The sequence below is a fragment of the Paenibacillus sp. FSL K6-1558 genome, assembly GCF_038002565.1.
Lineage (GTDB): Bacteria > Bacillota > Bacilli > Paenibacillales > Paenibacillaceae > Paenibacillus > Paenibacillus polysaccharolyticus.
Genome location: NZ_JBBOCV010000001.1, coordinates 5,190,469 through 5,207,908, shown reverse-complemented (window position 1 = coordinate 5,207,908; position 17,440 = coordinate 5,190,469). Strand labels below are relative to the sequence as shown.

16 protein-coding genes are annotated in these 17,440 nt (G+C 47.3%); 8 read left to right on the top strand and 8 right to left on the bottom strand.

The window, feature by feature from the left end; genetic code table 11:
* Positions 1–141: 141 nt before the first annotated feature.
* The 5 genes from MHI38_RS22415 to MHI38_RS22395 all read right to left on the bottom strand — a co-directional run bounded on the left by MHI38_RS22415 (position 142) and on the right by MHI38_RS22395 (position 6,120).
* Complete coding sequence (locus tag MHI38_RS22415; RefSeq protein ID WP_341181947.1) at positions 142–1,557, bottom strand: arabinan endo-1,5-alpha-L-arabinosidase; 1,416 nt, start codon at positions 1,555–1,557, stop codon at positions 142–144.
* A gap of 161 nt (positions 1,558–1,718) precedes the next feature.
* A complete protein-coding gene (locus MHI38_RS22410; RefSeq protein ID WP_090918394.1) occupies positions 1,719–2,561 on the bottom strand; it encodes a carbohydrate ABC transporter permease in 843 nt (280 codons plus the stop codon).
* A 27-nt stretch (positions 2,562–2,588) separates the two neighbouring features.
* Positions 2,589–3,479, bottom strand: a complete 891-nt coding sequence (locus tag MHI38_RS22405) for a carbohydrate ABC transporter permease (protein ID WP_090918396.1) — start codon at positions 3,477–3,479, stop codon at positions 2,589–2,591.
* Between the two features lie 243 nt (positions 3,480–3,722).
* Positions 3,723–5,069 carry an ABC transporter substrate-binding protein gene (locus tag MHI38_RS22400; RefSeq protein WP_090918398.1) on the bottom strand — a complete coding sequence of 449 codons (1,347 nt, stop codon included), beginning with the start codon at positions 5,067–5,069 and terminating at the stop codon, positions 3,723–3,725.
* A gap of 139 nt (positions 5,070–5,208) precedes the next feature.
* A complete protein-coding gene (locus MHI38_RS22395; RefSeq protein ID WP_253500298.1) occupies positions 5,209–6,120 on the bottom strand; it encodes a glycoside hydrolase family 43 protein in 912 nt (303 codons plus the stop codon).
* Between the two features lie 468 nt (positions 6,121–6,588).
* On the opposite strand from MHI38_RS22395, the gene MHI38_RS22390 reads away from it, so the two are divergent.
* From MHI38_RS22390 to MHI38_RS22375, 4 genes are all read left to right on the top strand, one after another.
* On the top strand, positions 6,589–7,506 hold the full coding sequence (locus tag MHI38_RS22390) for an ArsR/SmtB family transcription factor (RefSeq protein WP_090918400.1): 918 nt from the start codon (positions 6,589–6,591) through the stop codon (positions 7,504–7,506).
* Between the two features lie 127 nt (positions 7,507–7,633).
* Complete coding sequence (locus MHI38_RS22385) at positions 7,634–8,557, top strand: helix-turn-helix transcriptional regulator (protein WP_341181946.1); 924 nt, start codon at positions 7,634–7,636, stop codon at positions 8,555–8,557.
* 141 nt (positions 8,558–8,698) lie between these two features.
* A complete protein-coding gene (locus tag MHI38_RS22380) occupies positions 8,699–9,211 on the top strand; it encodes a DinB family protein (RefSeq protein WP_154890774.1) in 513 nt (170 codons plus the stop codon).
* 52 nt (positions 9,212–9,263) lie between these two features.
* Positions 9,264–9,842: a YdeI/OmpD-associated family protein gene (locus MHI38_RS22375; protein WP_154890937.1), complete on the top strand. Its 579-nt coding sequence runs from the start codon at positions 9,264–9,266 to the stop codon at positions 9,840–9,842.
* Here the strand turns inward: MHI38_RS22375 and MHI38_RS22370 are convergent.
* Both MHI38_RS22370 and MHI38_RS22365 read right to left on the bottom strand, forming a co-directional pair.
* Positions 9,839–10,009: a hypothetical protein gene (locus tag MHI38_RS22370; RefSeq protein WP_186809743.1), complete on the bottom strand. Its 171-nt coding sequence runs from the start codon at positions 10,007–10,009 to the stop codon at positions 9,839–9,841. The genes MHI38_RS22375 and MHI38_RS22370 overlap by 4 nt on opposite strands.
* A 450-nt stretch (positions 10,010–10,459) precedes the next feature.
* Positions 10,460–11,383, bottom strand: a complete 924-nt coding sequence (locus MHI38_RS22365; protein ID WP_154890773.1) for an S-layer homology domain-containing protein — start codon at positions 11,381–11,383, stop codon at positions 10,460–10,462.
* A 329-nt stretch (positions 11,384–11,712) separates the two neighbouring features.
* Between MHI38_RS22365 and MHI38_RS22360 the strand changes: the two genes are divergently transcribed.
* From MHI38_RS22360 to MHI38_RS22350, 3 genes are all read left to right on the top strand, one after another.
* Entirely contained in the window at positions 11,713–13,455 is a 1,743-nt protein-coding gene (locus MHI38_RS22360) for an ABC transporter ATP-binding protein (protein WP_154890772.1), read from the top strand.
* The gene (locus MHI38_RS22355) at positions 13,448–15,304 is read left to right on the top strand and encodes an ABC transporter ATP-binding protein (protein ID WP_445667219.1); all 1,857 of its coding nucleotides are present in this window, start codon (positions 13,448–13,450) and stop codon (positions 15,302–15,304) included. The genes MHI38_RS22360 and MHI38_RS22355 overlap by 8 nt, the downstream gene beginning before the upstream one ends.
* Before the next feature lie 216 nt (positions 15,305–15,520).
* Entirely contained in the window at positions 15,521–16,027 is a 507-nt protein-coding gene (locus tag MHI38_RS22350; RefSeq protein WP_186809742.1) for a hypothetical protein, read from the top strand.
* 20 nt (positions 16,028–16,047) lie between these two features.
* Here MHI38_RS22350 and MHI38_RS22345 read toward each other — a convergent pair whose 3' ends face one another.
* Complete coding sequence (locus tag MHI38_RS22345) at positions 16,048–16,482, bottom strand: Lrp/AsnC family transcriptional regulator (RefSeq protein WP_154890770.1); 435 nt, start codon at positions 16,480–16,482, stop codon at positions 16,048–16,050.
* 131 nt (positions 16,483–16,613) lie between these two features.
* Between MHI38_RS22345 and MHI38_RS22340 the strand changes: the two genes are divergently transcribed.
* A complete protein-coding gene (locus MHI38_RS22340; RefSeq protein ID WP_341181712.1) occupies positions 16,614–17,366 on the top strand; it encodes an MBL fold metallo-hydrolase in 753 nt (250 codons plus the stop codon).
* Positions 17,367–17,440: the final 74 nt, after the last annotated feature.

Below are 17,440 nucleotides of genomic sequence, written 5' to 3'. Positions count from 1 at the left end.
GCTCCCGGCGGTGGAAATCGGATGGCAAACTCGCACGCGCGGCTCCTTCCTCCCTCTCTCTGCTAGTGCCCACGCGTGGAACGCTCGCGATCCATTCGCTCGCCGGCATACCTCACTGAACCACCCTACGGGGTCAGCGGTCTACTTCTCAGCTGCGCTGATTTGTTTGCCCCAGACCGCGATGCCGCGGTCGTTCAGGCCAGTTACTACCAGCGCAGGCTGGCTTCGCTCCCAATCCCAGGATGGGAGCAGCTTTAGCTCTTCCGTGGAAGCACCGCCCCACGGGCTTTCCTTCCACGTCAGCGTTAACGTTTGTTTGCCATCAAACGTCCAGGTTCCCGAACCGTTCTCGCTTTCAATTTTGCCTTTACTCGTCAGCGTATATGGCACAGCCTGCACCTGTCCATTTACAGACGGATCAAGCGCCATGCCTTCCCACGTTCCGGCAATCATCGGTTTCGGAATATCCTGTGCGGTCTCTCCGGCATAACGTTCAGGCGACACGACAGGCCAGCCATCCTTCGTCCACAGCATTTTACGCACATGCAGATACGGCCAGTTTTTATCCGTCTCGCCCCGCGCATGATGCACGATGTAATAATCGTCGCCTTCCTTCAGCACGGAATTATGCCCAGGAGCAACCCAGCCTTCACCTTCCGTGAAGCGGTATCCGCCCAGAATTTTGGTGCCAATCTCATACTGCGGCAGATGCTCCGTATCCAACATTTTATTGCCGCTCATATCCGTATAAGGCCCTGTGATGGAGTCGGCACGAGCTACCCGCACATTATAGTCTTCGAACAGAGAATCATAAGACACGAACAGGTAATATTTTTGAAACTCTGGATTATACACAATGTATGGCCCCTCGACTGCGCCTTCTTCGGTTGCACGATCTCTTGCTGCGATACGTGTGCCATACCCCTCTTCCTTGAACTTGCCCGTATCCGGATCAAGCGGTGCAATGTAGATCCCGTCGAAAAATGAACCATATACCATCCACGGGTTGCCTAAGGCATCAAGCACCGGATTGGCATCAATGGCATTCAGGCCGTCCTTTTCCTGACCAGCCGTCTTCACAACCAGTCCTTCATCCTTCCACGGTCCCTCGGGAGACTTGGAGGTTTGCAATCCGATCGCTGACTGTGTACTACCAAAGCTCGAAGCCGAATAATACAAGCGGTACGTATCCCCGGCTTTAATAATATCCGGTGCCCACAGGTTCGTCGCTCCTGTCCAATCGAGCGCTTCCTTCGGGATACCCGGCAAAGCCTGCCCCACCCATTTCCAGTTGATTAAATCATCGGATTTTCGCACCATTACGCCTGGTTTCGGTTCCCCTGCTACTCGAACGTCTGTGGAATAGACATAGTAGCCTTGATCCGTTTTGATAATCGCAGGATCATGTGCATTGTTAACCGTCCACTTGGATTCATCATCCAAAATCGAAAGATCATACATTTTTGGTTCCTGCGGAGCTTCCGGAAAAACCGGAGGTTTCGCCGTGTCGCCGCCATCTGCACAGCCTACCGTACCTAGAAGCATCAGTAACATCAACATCGCAACTCCTTTCCTCGCCCTATGCCACTCCTTAAGTCCTGTCCAATATTTATCATCTTTCCGCTTTTTTTGCCCCTTGCATTCTTTTTGTTCTTTCATTTCATTCAACTCTTCTCGTTCTTCCGGTTCTTTCCTTACTCTCCAACTTTTCATTCCCATCACCCTTTGACCCCTGAAATCGCAACCGACTCGATAATCTGCTTCTGGAAGATCAGGAAGATGATCAGAACCGGAAGCAATGCCACAATCGACGCCGCCATAATGAGCGGATAATCCGTTTGAATCGCATAGGTCGCGTTAAAGTTCGCAATGACAAGTTGCAAGGTTTGTTTTTCAGGTGAATTCAGATAAATAATCGGTGCCAGATAATCGTTCCAGATCCCCATAAACCAGAGAATCAGCTGTGCAGCGACCGCAGGTTTGATCAGCGGAAACGTAATACTGGAATACAACCGGAAATAAGAGCTTCCGTCGATCTTCGCCGCTTCAATAATCGCATCTGGCACACTGAGCAGATACTGCCGCAGGAAAAAGATCATAATCACATTTCCGAATAGTCCCGGTACAATCAGCGGCAGCAAGGTGTCCACCCAGCCCAGCTTGGAGAACATGATAAATTGCGGGATCATGACCGTTGGATACGGAATCATCATCGAAGCCAGCAAGGCGAGAAATAGTTTGTTCTTATGTGGAAATCTTAACTTGGCAAAAGCAAATGCCGCAAGACTCGACGTAAATGTCCCAACTACCGTCACACTAAGAGCTACAATGAGACTGTTTTTAATCCCGCTGAGCAGCGGTCCTGCTTCCCAGATCTCTTTATATTTATCAAATCGAAACACTTCCGGAATCCAGACCGGCGGAAGCGCGAATACATCCTGTTTCTCCTTGAGCGAGGTGGACAGCATCCAGAGCAAAGGCGCAATCATCGCAATCGCACCGATGGACAGAACGATAAATATAATGGAATTGGTTACTTTCCTTCTTTGACTATAAGACATCTTCCGTTCCACTCCTTTCCTCGCCCATTAATCCCCGTCGTAGGCTGATCTTTCGTTAAGTTTGAATTGTATAAGCGTAATCACAAAGATGAAGATACCCAGAATCATGGCCATCGCAGAAGCGTAACCCATCTGCAGGTTGCTAAAGGCCTTCTGCCAGATATAAAAGACGATTGAAGCGGATGCATATTCCGGCCCACCTGTCGGTGTCATGATATTCATCTCGGTAAAAATTTGAGAACCACCGATGATATTTGTCACCACGAGGAAAAAAGTTACGGGTTTCACCATCGGCCAGGTGATATTGCGGAAAATCTGAAATCCATTCGCTCCGTCCAGCTCGGCGGCTTCGTAATAGGTACGGGATACACTTTGCAGTGCCGCCAAATATAACAGCATGGTATACCCCAGGCCTTTCCAGACGGTCATGATGATCAGTGCGGGTTTTACCGTATCTTTGTTAGCCAGCCAGTTCGGGCCTTTGATACCAAACAGATCGAGGAACTGGTTCACCAGACCATAGTCTCCGTTGTACGCCCAGTTCCACATGATGGATACCGCCGCCAAGGAAGAAATAACCGGTATGTAATAGATCACACGAAATGTAGTTGTACCTGGAATTTTACGATTCAGCCCCATTGCCAGCAGTAGTGCCAACAACAGACCAATCGGAATACCGAGCATCAGGTAAAACGTATTAAACATGGCCTTGTAAAAAAGATCATCGGTCAACAAATCTTTGAAATTGGCAAGCCCGATAAAATTCATCTGCCCCAGGCCGTCCCAATCGGTAAACGAACCATAGAGGGAATAGAGGAACGGGAACAATACAAAGATCACAAGCCCCAAAACGGGGGGCAAAATAAACAAGTATCCATACATCATCTCTTTGCGATACAAACTCGATTTCGTATTCACGTGTTCACCCCTGTTTCTAAGATCAGCATGTGGCATACATCGATTGGCCTTTTTGAATCATGGCTTCTGCTCTGTTCCGGTCAATACATGCCACATGCTCGTATGGAATCTGGCGATAAAATTAAACTAAACGTTTATATCGTTCACTCCGTTACAACATGTAAAAAATAGTTCAATCTGTATCTTCTAAAGAGCAAATGATGCCAGCAGCATCGGTTCAGGCTGCTGGCATCCCTTGTCTATCTATTTATTCTGTGATTTCTTCTCCTGCTCCACCGCTTTATCCAGCAGTTTCTGCATCTTCGGTTGTTGTTGCTTCACATAGTCAGCGGCGGTCATCTTGCCATCGAGTACCGGCTGAATGTCGGTGAAGAACATGTCGTACCACTCCGCGTTGTACGTGTAATTACCTGGCAACGCTCGTCCGTAGTCTTTTACGATATCGATGAATTCCTGTTTGTTTTCCGGTTTGGTCGAAGTATCCTTCGCCCACTCATCAGCCATATCAAGCAAGTTCGGAATTTGCACCTTCGCGTCTACCAGTTGTTTCATGCCATCTTTCGACGCAGTAAGGTAGTTTACCAGTGCAGCAGCTTCTTCCGGATGTTTGGTTTTGGCAGATACACCGATTCCGAGGGAGCCGATCCATGTCGCTGATTTGCCTGTTGATCCTGCCGGGAAAGGCAACAGATCATAATCGAATGGAAGCTTTTCAAATGTACTCATATCCCACGGACCTACAGGGAAGAACGCCATCTCACCCTTCATCCAGCGTTGATACGTATCAAGCGTTTGTGCTTCCTCAATGGAAGGAGTGATCTTGTACTTGTTCTGCATATCCGCGAAGAATTGTAGCGCTTCGGCAAATTTTGGATCATCAATCGTGACTTTCGTTTTGCTCTCGTCCAGCCAGTCAGCCCCGTTGCTCCATACAAAAGATTGCAGTGCCCATTGTACGTTAAAACCTGTACCAAATACGTCCGGTTTACCGTCTCCATTCGTATCTTTCGTTGCTTGCTGATTTACCTTGATAAACTCTTCCCACGTATAAGGCTTGTCCTTGTCAGGGAGCGGAATGCCTTCTTTTTCAAAAAGGGTCTTGTTATAACCCAGTGCAAATGGCCCGACATCCTTAGGCATACCGTAGAGATCACCTTGCCCTGCCATCTTGCCATCATAACGATACAAGTCCACGCCATACTTCCAGATATTATCCAGATTGATATCTTTGTTTTTCTCGATATACGGTGTCAGATTCATGAGCACATTGCTGTTCACATAGGCCTTCATATCACCCGGTGTGAAATAAAATACGTCTGGCAAGCTATTGCCTGTAATCGCCGCGCGAAGTTTTGTCGCATATTGATCCGCTGCGGTAACGATGATTTTCACTTTGACGCCGGGATGTTCTTCTTCGAACTTTTTCACGACAGCCTGATATGCCTTCTGCTCATCCGTGCCGCCACGGAACATAAACGTCAGTTCTTTATCCCCGCTTGAACTTCCGCTTCCCCCTCCACAACCTGCAAGCACCAGTGCACTGACCAGCATTAGCAACATAAACGTGACCCAACTCTTTCTCTTGACCATATGAACCCCTCCTGATCTGGACTTGTAAACGTATTCAATACCATGAATCAACATTTCTGTTGTTAAATTTATCAAATCCAGATCCTTTTAGTCAATACTTTATTAAAACATTTTATGTTTTTATAAAACAAAAATCATACTAATACGTCGGCCAGCCATTCCCGTCCCATAACAAATCGTTAATCAGCAATTTCGGATTGCCATTATCCGTTGCATCATAAGCATGCCGTACGATTAGATTGCCGTTGACCACGTCCTGCCCACCCGGGCCTTTCCATCTCACATTACCTGAGTCCAAAATCGTGCCGCCACCGTTCATCATACTCACTCCGTTTTTGTCGACGTAAGGACCTGTGATGCTGGTGGATCGACCGTAGACCATTTTGTAAGTACTGTTCACACCTTTACAGCAAGAGTCGATCGAAGCAAACAAATAATAATATCCGTTGCGATACGTGATACTTGGCGCTTCAATTGCGCCCCCGTTATTCGGACGTGCTGCAATCGAGGAGATGTTACCTGTCGGTTTCATCGTGTTTTTGTCCAGTTTTACAATTTTCAGACCGCTCCAGAACGAACCAAAGGCCAGCCATGGATTACCCGAAGCATCAATAACCAGTTCCGGATCAATAGCGTTGTAGTTATTCGATGTATTGGATTGCAGTACAAGCCCTTCATCTTTCCATTGCCCCGCGCCAACGCTGTTTGCGGACGCTAACCCAATCGCAGACCTGTTGGAACCAAAGGTCGAGATGGAATAATAGAGCCAAACCTTGCCGTTATACCGTTGTACGTCCGGTGCCCATACATCCAGGTCTTTCTGTGCAGGGACAGCCGAATTCCACCAGGACGGTTCACTTAGAAAAATCTGCGGCACACGATACCACGACGTTCCGTTATCGGATTTCAGCACCTGAATACCCGGACCCGTGGAAAAGGTGTACCAGGAATTGCCCTCTTTGATGATCGTCGGATCATGAACGGCAATGTCTCCCGATAGATTCCAAAACGCGGCTAAAGCCCGAGACTGTCCTGCAAGCACTAGCACCATCACCAACAATGCAGGTAAAAACCAACGCCTTTTGGATGAAAACTTCGAGCTGTTCAAGCCTGTCTTCCACTCCAGCCTCTTCAACTTCTTCCACTCTAAACTCCTCAACTTCTTCCATGAACTGAACTTTTCCATACCGGAACGCCGCCTCTCCTGATTAAATGGTTGCTTTGGTTCATGAAGTATTAAATCAATTTAAGTATAATAGGATTATAAAAGCGGTTACATTACAATTCAATGGTATATTTCAAATATACATGAATTAATTTAAGTTTTTATTTTAAGTATGTGGGGATAAAATCTCATATGAGCTTTAAAAATTTCATTGTTTATATAGGGTATATCTCACTTTTCTCCGCTCTTTCTTTCGAGCATGTAATGATTTATAATTATCTGAAATAAAACAGTCAAATGTGCAAGAGTCTGTGTAAATAGGCTTTGTTCAGAACGGGGAAAGGACATCCACCTATGATTTATATTAAAGATCTGATGTCAGGTGTGAACATTTTCAAAGCACTCAGCTCCGAAATTCGCATTCAGATTATTGAGTTGCTGGCCAGAAACCAAAGTCTTAATCTCAATGACCTCGCAACCAAGCTTGGACTTAGTAACGGCGCGATCACAATGCATATCAAAAAGCTGGAGGAAAGCGGATTAATTGAGATTAACACAGCGGTCGGCAAACACGGCATTCAGAAGATCTGTTATCTTAACGAGGAAAAGTTGATGGTTGACCTGCGTTCACAGGAGATCCACAACCGGTACGAGGTAGAAATCCAGGTTGGGCATTACAGTGATTATCAGGCAGCACCCACATGCGGCATTGCTACGAAAGACAGCATTATCGGGGAGTTTGATGACCCCCGTTACTTTGCCGACCCGCTTCGGATCGATGCCGAGATGATTTGGCTAGCGGAAGGATATCTGGAATACCGAATTCCCAACTACCTGAAGCCCAACCAGACGTTTAGCGAGATTCAACTCTCCATGGAGCTCGGTTCAGAAGCCCCTGGATTCTGTGACAACTACCCGTCAGATATTTACTTCTACATCAATGGCAAAAAGATCGGACTCTGGACGAGTCCAGGAGATTTCGGCGATACACGCGGTACGTTTAATCCGGACTGGTGGCCTCCTCACCTGAATCAGTACGGTATGCTGAAGCTGATTCGCATTACGAAGGAAGGCAGTTATATCGACGGATGCAAAATCTCGGACGTTACCCTGGATGATATCGGGCTCGATTACAAAAGCGATATTCACTTCCGCATCGCTGTCACAGACGGCCCAGTCAACAAACGCGGCCTGACGATTTTCGGCAAAAACTTCGGTAATTACGGCCAAGGTTTGCTCGCACGGGTGCTTTATAACGTGCAGGAGGACTAGACAGGATCTGGCTGGAAAGTTTGGTTGAAGATGCTCCTAATTTTAGAAGAGTGCGAATCTGCACTCTTTTTTTAGTGATATACTTATGACCTGTATTGAACAAGAAGTGATGACGGGTGGGGTTCTATTGAAACTGGAACGGTTAGTCTCGATCATATACAAGTTACTTAATAACGAGGTGTTGTCTGCCTCTACCCTTGCCGAGGAATATCAAGTATCGCCCAGAACGATCTATCGGGATATTGATGTGATCTGCTCAGCCGGATTTCCGGTTGTTTCGCATCAGGGAATGAATGGCGGGTATGGCATTATGGATGGGTATAAAATGGATAAAAGCCTGCTCGGCTCCTATGATGTGGATGCTTTGATTACAGTGCTCACCAGCCTCTCCACCGTATTTAACGATGTGCGTGCACAGGGTACAATCGAACGTTTGCAGACCATTGGAGAACAACATGAGAGACCAAACTTAACTGTAGACCTGAATACATATCGAACTGAGCCTGACTCGCTTTCGCATCTTCGTGCAGGAATCATGCAACATCATGTCGTTCAGTTTGATTACATTAATTCCAAAAATGAGCGCACAAGCCGAGAAATTGAACCTGTTCGATTGCAGTTTAAATACCGTAGCTGGTATGTGTATGGATATTGCCGAAGCCGGCAGGATTATCGGGAATTCCGGCTGTCACGCATGTTAAACGTACATCTGACCAACCGTCATTTTGAAGCGCATGTTCTCCCCATGGAAGAGCCATCTACCGCTCCCCCTGTCACCCAGGAGATCATGACAGATGTGGTATTTCGCGTATATCCGGATGCACTCGCGGAGGCGCTCGATCATTTTCAGCAGGCAGACAAACAATTTCATGAGGACGGCAGTATGACAATGCGCGTTCAGGTTCACAAACCGCTTCAAGCCCCGTGGTTATGGTCTTTTTTGCTGAGTTTGGGAAGTGGCGCAGAGGTTTTGGAACCTCTAGCTCTGAGGGATGTATTAGAGACGCAACTACGAAATGCACTGAGACGTTACGACAAACACAATCATTGAAGCCCGATAATGGGAGTCTTGTGAAGTGAAAGAAGAAGTATGACACGCTGTTGTCATACTTCTTTTTTTATACTCATTTCAGTAACAAGGGAGGCACTAAGACCATCCTATCATTCGCTAAAATAAAGGAGACGATATTTCATGAATCACCTAGAAGAAATGGTTCATTATCATGTTTGGGCTTCGCAGATCATTATGCAACGCATTCAGGAGTTGCCGGCTTCTGTGCTGCATCAGGAAGTGAACAGTTCCTTTCCCACCCTCGCCCATGCGCTCAGTCATATGAATGCTGTGGATCAGATGTGGTACTTGGTGCTAACCGGAACCAGCATGCCTGAAGCTTTACAAATCTGCATGCCGCGTAACGGGGAAACGTTTGCCACCATAGAAGAATATTTCGAGCGTTATGCCGAACTATCCAATCAATACCTGACTTGGTTCAGTCAGCAGACGGATTTGGAGCAGGTGCTTCTGCTTGACAATCCCTTTGCAGGCGTGCGTCAAACCCGTTTCGCGGAAATCATCTTACATCTGGTGAATCACGGGACCTATCACCGGGGTAATATATCCACCATGTTGCGTCAGCTCGGCCATGCTTCTGTCATGAATGACTATTCCAGATTCTGGTACGAAAACTCCAATACTTCAGAGTAATTCTCTAATGCTAAATCTTAGATACAATGCAACATGAAAGGTCTTGAATATGATGCCGTCTGTTCCACTTGAACGAATACTCACCTTTACCTTCAGGGAAGAGTTAAAAAAATGGTTACAGAAGCACGGAACTACAGAGTCCTGCTGCTGGGTTCCTGTGAGTTTGAAACCACGCCCCGATACCCTTTTATATCTGGATGCTGTTGAAGAAGCATTATGCTTTGGCTGGATTGATGGCTTCAAAAAGAAAACTTCCGATGGCCTGTTATTACAACGCTTATCTCCACGTAGTCGCAAAAGCTCATGGACAGAGCTCAATAAGGAGCGTGTGCGCCGATTAGAAAGGCTAGGTCTAATGCAAGATGCGGGTAGAAAGGTTCTGCCGGACATGAATCCTGAAGCTTTTGTTGTGGATGCCGAGATTGAAGAGAGGTTAACTGCGGACAGACAAGTACATGATCATTTCGTAGCTTTTCCTCTCCTCTATCAACGGGTACGTATCGACACGATCCAGAGCGTTAAACGGCAGCCTGCTCTCTTCCAAAGCCGACTTGATAAGTTCATCCAACATACGAAGGCAAATCAACTGTATGGACAGTGGCATGATAATGGAAGATTGCTGCAGGATTAAAGCATGTGTGTATTGGTTCGCGGATCAGCCGGTTGAATGTCGACCCAGAACCCAACTGGTTGATTTTGGTTCAAAATAGAGCTTGAATCATACCACGCACTCTGCTGCTTGCATAACACCGGGCTAACTGCTGTTTGAATAACTTCCAACGCCTTGCTTTTGTTCATTTATTCACCCTGATGCCGAATTTCTAACGATCACAGGATACGCTATTTAGCCGTTTTTCGCCTGACTGGAATTCTAACGATCACCAGACACCTTATTCTCCAATTGTTAGCTATTTTTCAGGCGAAATCAGCCTAATTGGCTGAAATAGCGTCTCTGAGGATCGTTAGATTTTAAAACACCCTATTTTGACCAAAATAAGCTCTGTGGTGATCGTTAGTGCTTCAAGCTTACTCATCACTCTGGCTCTCCACGCAAAAAAAAGGCCAGCCAGTAATGACTGGCTAACCTGATCACACGAAAACCATCTGACCGAACTTTCCCATAGTTGGATGCTAATCAGATCACTTGACTGGCAACTGGCTGGCACCCTTTCATAGAGCATACGATCAGTTAGACGGTTTTCTAGTTTTCTGGAGGCAACTGGTAATGTGAGCAACCTTACATATGCTTTACTTGCCAGAAGGCTGTGCTTCAGCGGTGTAGCCCGTTGGAATTTCGGCTTCTGCCGTTACTTTGGTAATCACCATTGGATACATCATATCCGGATCAGGTTGCACGATGGAGTATTTGACAATAGCACGTTTATCCTTCTCCAGCTTTACCTCATCAATTTTCAATCCGTAACCCGGGTGCGGCATTTCAGCCGTCAGGGTTACTTTACTTGTTTTGTCATCCACTTTGCTGATCGTTACCGCAGGTACGATGGCTTGCTGACCTTCACCGGGATTCGTTGGAGCCGGTTCAGTTGAACCGTCATCACTATGCTGATCCACAAACTCAAGCGCATTGAAAATCATACTGGCTGCCTCCATACGAGTAAGCGACTGATCCGGGCGGAAGTTTCCGTCCTTGTCCAGTTCAATGATGTTCATGTTCAGCAAGTTCTGGACCGCAGATATGGCGTCCTTACTTAATTTTTTTTCATCCTTCACTTCATTATACTTCATAATTACCGGATAATTACCGGTCGTGTTAATTCCCTCATGCAGCAAAATAACAAATTGTTCACGCGTTATCTTGCCTTGCGGATTCACTTCTACAGGAACGGAAAGGCCATTCTGAGTTGCCGCTTGCACAGCATCTGCATACCAGGTATCCGGACTGATTTTATTCTGAGCGGAAGCTTCCGCATATGCATTTTTCAAACCAAATGCTTTAACAATTAACTGAATTCCCTGCGGTTCGGACAGAGCAACATCCGGCCTGAACAGATCCGCCGTTACTCCATTCACAATTCCCTTCGATTTCAAAGTATCCACAACCGCCTTCTGGCCCTCATCCTTAATGTCGGAAAATGCAAATACAGAAGCACCTCCTGCTGTCAAAGAAACGCATAGCGCAAGTGTTGCAGCCAATCCTTTTTTATGTTTCATTTCCTGGCACCTCCATTATGATTAGTAAAACCTGTTTTTCATCTTTTCATCCCTACAGACGGGACATCTTCGTAAAATGTTTCAGTTCTTTTCGCATTTGGTGAATACAATTTCATAACAAGGCATATGATTTGCGGTGTATCGGTAGTCTATTTCAAGCTGTACTAGTACGTTGACAACGACTTATATTAGCGCGAAAATATAAATAGAAAGATTCATCGGTTGACGGATAAATAACAAACAAGTTCGCATAAAGTAAGAGGGCATGACACGCTACGATAAGGTGTCTGCCCTTTTCTTGACTTCGTAACAAAGGAGAACCCACACCTATGTCCAAAAAAGGTTTGCTGCGCGATTACGTGTTATCCAACTGGTCGATCTATCTCCTGGCTGTCCTTTTGATCATTGCGTCCAATGTCGGTCAGGCCTCCCTGCCCCGTATTCTGGGCAACTTTACGGATCAACTCTTGCAAAACACACTCCAGATGCAGACGGTGATCCGTTATAGCTTATCTCTACTTGCAATTGCAATTGCATACAACCTGCTGTTTGGTACCGGCCAGTTCATGATTATGAAACTGGGTCGGCGATTTGAATTTATAACGCGCGAGCGGATATTCCGCAAGTTTTCCGAGCTTAGCGAGCACTATTTTTCCAAACAGGGCAACGGCAAGCTGCTCAGCTATTTTATGAATGATGTCACCTCCGTCCGGGAAGCCATATCAAACGGGGTTACGATGATGACCAATGCTGCCTTTCTATTATTGTCCTGTGTAGTGATGATGTTGCTTAGCGGCATTCCGCTGACACTGATCCTGATCAGCATTGTACCTCTTCTGGCTATTCCATTCCTGGTTGTGTTCTTCGGCCCACGGATTCGAAAGCGCTCCCGTGATGTGCAAGAGGCGCTCGCCACAATGACGGAATCTGCGGAGGAGCAGCTTGGCGGTATTCGCGTCATCAAAACATTTGCCATCGAGGATAACGCTCGTTCTCGTTTTGGCGCAACCGTGGAGGATATCAAAAATAAACAGCTACGGTTAGTTCGTCTATCTTCCCTTTTTCAGGCTACACTTCCGTTGCTCGGTGCAACGTCTCTCGTAATTTCGCTGCTGGTTGGAGGCATTCTAACGATGCAAAACTCCATTACGCTAGGTAGCTTTGTCGCTCTGACCTTGTATCTGCGAATCATTATGGGTCCACTTCAGCAGATTGGTAACGTGATTAATACGATGCAACGTTCAGGAGCCTCGCTCGAAAGAGTGAATGATCTCCTCAGTGAAGAACCCGATGTACAGGAGATCCCTGAAGCAGAGACACTGCAGAACATGCAGGAAATTAAGATCAACGATTTGACGTTCCATTATCCAGGTAGCTCATCGCCTGCGCTAAAACATATCCAGCTCCAGATTCATGCGGGGCGTACGGTTGGCATTGTCGGTAAAACAGGTTCAGGCAAAAGCACACTGGTCAAGCTGCTGCTCCGTACATACGAACCGCCGGAAGGCAGCATTTTCATCAATGGCACAGACATTCGGGAACTGTCACTGGACAGTCTCAGGTCTCAAATCGCTTATGTGCCTCAGGACGGCTTTTTATTCAGCACCACCATACGGGACAACATTGCATTCAGCGACCGTGAAGCGCCTATGGGTGACGTAGAAGACAGCGCCAAACAAGCGATGATCTATGAAAATATTGTGCGTTTCCCTGATCGTTTCGATACCCTGCTGGGTGAACGTGGACTTACGCTGTCTGGTGGACAGCGGCAACGTACCAGTCTTGCTCGCGGATTGATCAAGCAGGCTCAGATCCTAATTTTGGATGACAGTATGAGTGCCGTAGATGCCGTTACCGAAACAGGCATTCTCCGCAGTCTGCGTAAGATCGGCAAAGGCAAAACCACCTTAATCATCTCTCACCGTATCAGTGCCGTCCGTCATGCGGATGTCATCCTCGTGTTGGATGAAGGACAGATTGTTGAACAAGGGACGCATGCGGAGTTGATGGCTGCCAAAGGGTTATATGCAGCGACCTATCGTTTGCAGGAGGAGGGGTTACATCATGTCTGATGCGGATGCGAATCCTAAACACACCAACCATAATTCTAAACGTACCGATCAATCGGAGGCCTCCACCAACGATCATCACAGTAAACGTGCTTCATTTAAAGAAATGATGGGCTACGCCAAACCACATCGCTGGGCCTTTGCCGGCATATTTTTCTGCTCCCTGCTCGGCATATCCGCCGATTTGTTGCAGCCTTATCTGGTCAAGATCGCTATCGATGACCATCTGGCTGTAGGTCAAACCAGCACCTTGTTTCTCGTTAAACTCGCCGCCGTTTTTCTGGGGCTGGCTGTAATCAGTTTTATTTTTACCTATATTCAAAATAATCTGTTGCAACATGTCGGGCAGAGCATCGTCGCTCGCATTCGCAAGGATTTGTTTAGACATATTTCCAAAATGTCCATGTCCTTCTTCGACCGCTTTCATATCGGCAGTCTGGTGACCAATGTGTCCAGCGATACGGAGACGATCAGCAGTTTCTTCACCCAGGTACTGCTCAGTCTGATTCGGGATGGCATGATGCTGGTGCTCATTATCTTTTTCATGTTTCAGCTCGATCCTATGCTCGCCGGTTATTCACTCATCGTACTTCCGGTCATCGCTGTCGTGGCTGCCCTGTTCCGCCGCAGACTGCGGAGCGCCTATCAGAATGCACGCACACGCCTTTCCCGTCTGATCGCGTTTACGGCGGAAAACCTGTCGGGTATGTTCCTGATTCAGGCGTTCCACCAAGAAGAAGAGCAGAAGAAACGCTTCAAAGAACAGAACGCCCTTCATCTGGAGGCAAACATAACGCAGGCCCGCTCCAATGTTATTTTTAACCGGACGTTTGACATCCTTGGTAACGCGGCGCTGGTAATGATGGTGTGGCTGGGTGGCCGCGCCGTGCTGGGTGAGTCATTGCAAGTCGGGGTGCTGTATGCGTTTATCAGCTACATTCGTCAGTTTTTTCAACCGATCAACCAGATTACGATGCAATGGAATACCTTTCAATCGACCACGGTTTCGATGGATCGGATCTGGAACATTCTGAACACAAGGCCTGAAGTACATGATCCGTCCCCGGATCAGGCTTCGCCGCTGGAACCGCAACATGTGATGGGTCAGATTGATTTTAATGATGTATCCTTCGGTTACAAGGCAGATCGCCCTATTATTCAACATATGAATCTGCACCTGTACCCTGGGGAGATGGTCGGTATTGTGGGTACAACCGGAGCGGGCAAAAGCACACTGATCTCCCTGCTCAATCGTTTCTACGATGTCAATCAAGGCAGCATTCAAATCGATGGCACCGACATTCGCCACATTCCACAAGCAACACTTCACCGGATTGTTGGGCTGATTCAACAGGAGCCTTTCCTGTTCTCAGGCACGATTATTGATAACGTGAGAATGTTCAGGGAGGATATTACACGTGAGCAAGCGATGGAAGCATGCCGATTTGTTGGGGCAGATGCGATGATAAGTCGTTTGCCGCAAGGCTATGACACCCGTCTGTCCGAGCGCGGAAGCGGGTTATCCGCCGGTGAACGACAGCTGATCTCGTTTGCACGAATCGTTGTATTCCAGCCGCGGATTCTTATTCTGGATGAAGCTACGGCTAATCTGGATTCACACACCGAACAACTTGTACAACATGCACTGGAGTCCGTATCCCAAGGCAGAACCACGATTGTGATTGCACATCGCCTGTCTACAGTCATGCATGCTGACCGAATTCTGGTCATGGAACAAGGGTCTATCGTCGAGGAAGGATCACATCAGGAGTTGGTTGCGAGCCAAGGCGTGTATGCGGATTTGTACCAGCACGCACGGGAAGCAGGACAACAACCTAGCAAGTCGGGGTAATATTTTTAGCGTTAGTTTGAATTACAACATTCCTCTCAACAGGACATACGGCCCTAGAACCGCTAAGATTAAATTTAATAATTTTTCAAAACTGCCCTACCTAAATGCCGCAAGAACTCGTAAACTTGATATAGGATGCACAGGTCAAACAGGCCGCTCTGCTCGTGCAGGCGGCATTTTTTACATATGAATCTGCAATGAAAGGAGGTGACGATGATGTTACCTGCAACTTCTGAGGAACACCATCAGGGGGAAATTCGCTATCGTCGCATCACAGCGATCTGGAAAGGGAGCGTTTGTTTCCTGTTTCTCGTCTTATGTGTACTGCTCTTATGGGTCATCGTTGCCGGGCAGACTGAGAGCGTGGAAAACATCTATTACCCTATGGCTGCGATACTCGGCATGTGGATGGTGGGACCGTTTTTCTTTATGTTTTGGACCCGTTCCATTCAGCGCGTGGCGATCCTCGTCTCATGGAATGAACAATCTCTCCATGCGGGTCAGCGCCATATTCCATGGAACCAGATTCGCAAGATCGAGTTTGCTACCCCTGCCCGAAGCAAATGGCAATTATCCGCCTCCCCCATGTACGCCTTGTATCTAAAGGACGGCACTCGAGTTCATATTCATACGGACCATTTGTTTGGAAAAAAAGAGCTACAGTCCTCCTTGTCTACTCTCCAAAAGACGTTAAGGGAACATCAAGGGCCTGACCTGGATTGAACTTGTCCAAGTCAGGACCTTCAGGATGATGATTTCTCCACTCCAATGGATAAACTCACCCTATAATTACCTAGCGGTAGCAGCGCTTCCAGCAGTTCACCGAGCTGCTCTGTTGTTCCGGTCTGCACCTGCATCAGGTAACAACCTTCTCCACTGACACGGTGGACTTCAATAATGTCCTCGCGTCCTGCCACAAACGCACGGAAGGCAGCATGCTTATCGCCAGAGTTCAGAAATACCGTGACAAATGCCTTCAAGCCAAGGCCGAGGCGGTCCGGGTTCCATTTTACCGTATACCCTTCAATAACCCCCAGGTCCTGCAACTTGCGCACTCTCGCCCCAACCGCTTGTCCTGTCAGATGCACTTCCTCTCCGATCTCCTTGTTCGAACGCTTCGCATCCCGGATCAAAATCTGTAAAATGCGTACATCCGTGGCGTCTATCGTTTCGTTCATAGGTATTTAGCATTCCTTTCACCTTGAAAATAGTCGGACCGATATGCATTCAGCAGGTTATGTACGACGTGAATCGGGTTGTATAACATATAGGATAATACTAAGAGAGAACCCGAAGGAGTGCAAATCAAATGAAAATCCAATTAATTCGACATGCCACCCTGTGGCTGGAATACGGCGGTCTGAAAATTCTGGTTGACCCCATGCTAATGGATGCCGAGAGTATGCCCACTTTTCCAAACACGCCGAATGAGCTGCGTAATCCTGGAGTCGATCTCCCCGAAACCGAAACAGATTATCTCAAGCCTGATCTGCTGATTGTAACGCATACCCATGCCGACCATTGGGATGAAGCAGCCGCAAATCAACTGCAGAAAGATATCCCATTGCTGTGTCAGCCGGGGGACGAGCCTACTTTCATAAAAGCAGGATTTACGGATGTAACCCCTGTCGACGTAGAGCATGTGCATCATTCGGTGCGATTCTCGCGCACATCTGGTCAGCATGGTACAGGAGAGATTGGCCAACGTATGGGTAAGGTATCCGGTTTTGTGCTTGAAGCGGATGGAGAACCGGTCACTTACATTGCCGGAGATACGATCTGGTGTGATGAGCCTGCGACAGCAATCAAACAATATAAACCAGACGTCATTGTAGTCAACGCCGGGGGTGCACGCTTCTTACAAGGTGATCCCATCACGATGGACGGACCCGACGTTGCTGCCGTGAAACGCGCCGCACCTTCCGCTCACCTCATCGCCGTTCACATGGATGCGATCAATCACTGCATGACAACACGCGCTGACCTAGCCGCTTACCTGGCAAAAGAGCAGTTGGAAGGCCAAGTGCTCATTCCAATGGACGGGGAAAGTTTCGAGTTTTGAATCACCGGCGTAAGCGAAGGGCTTTGCTTTAAGAGAGTATATTTGAATAAAAGACCGCATCCCCTTTCGTTAGG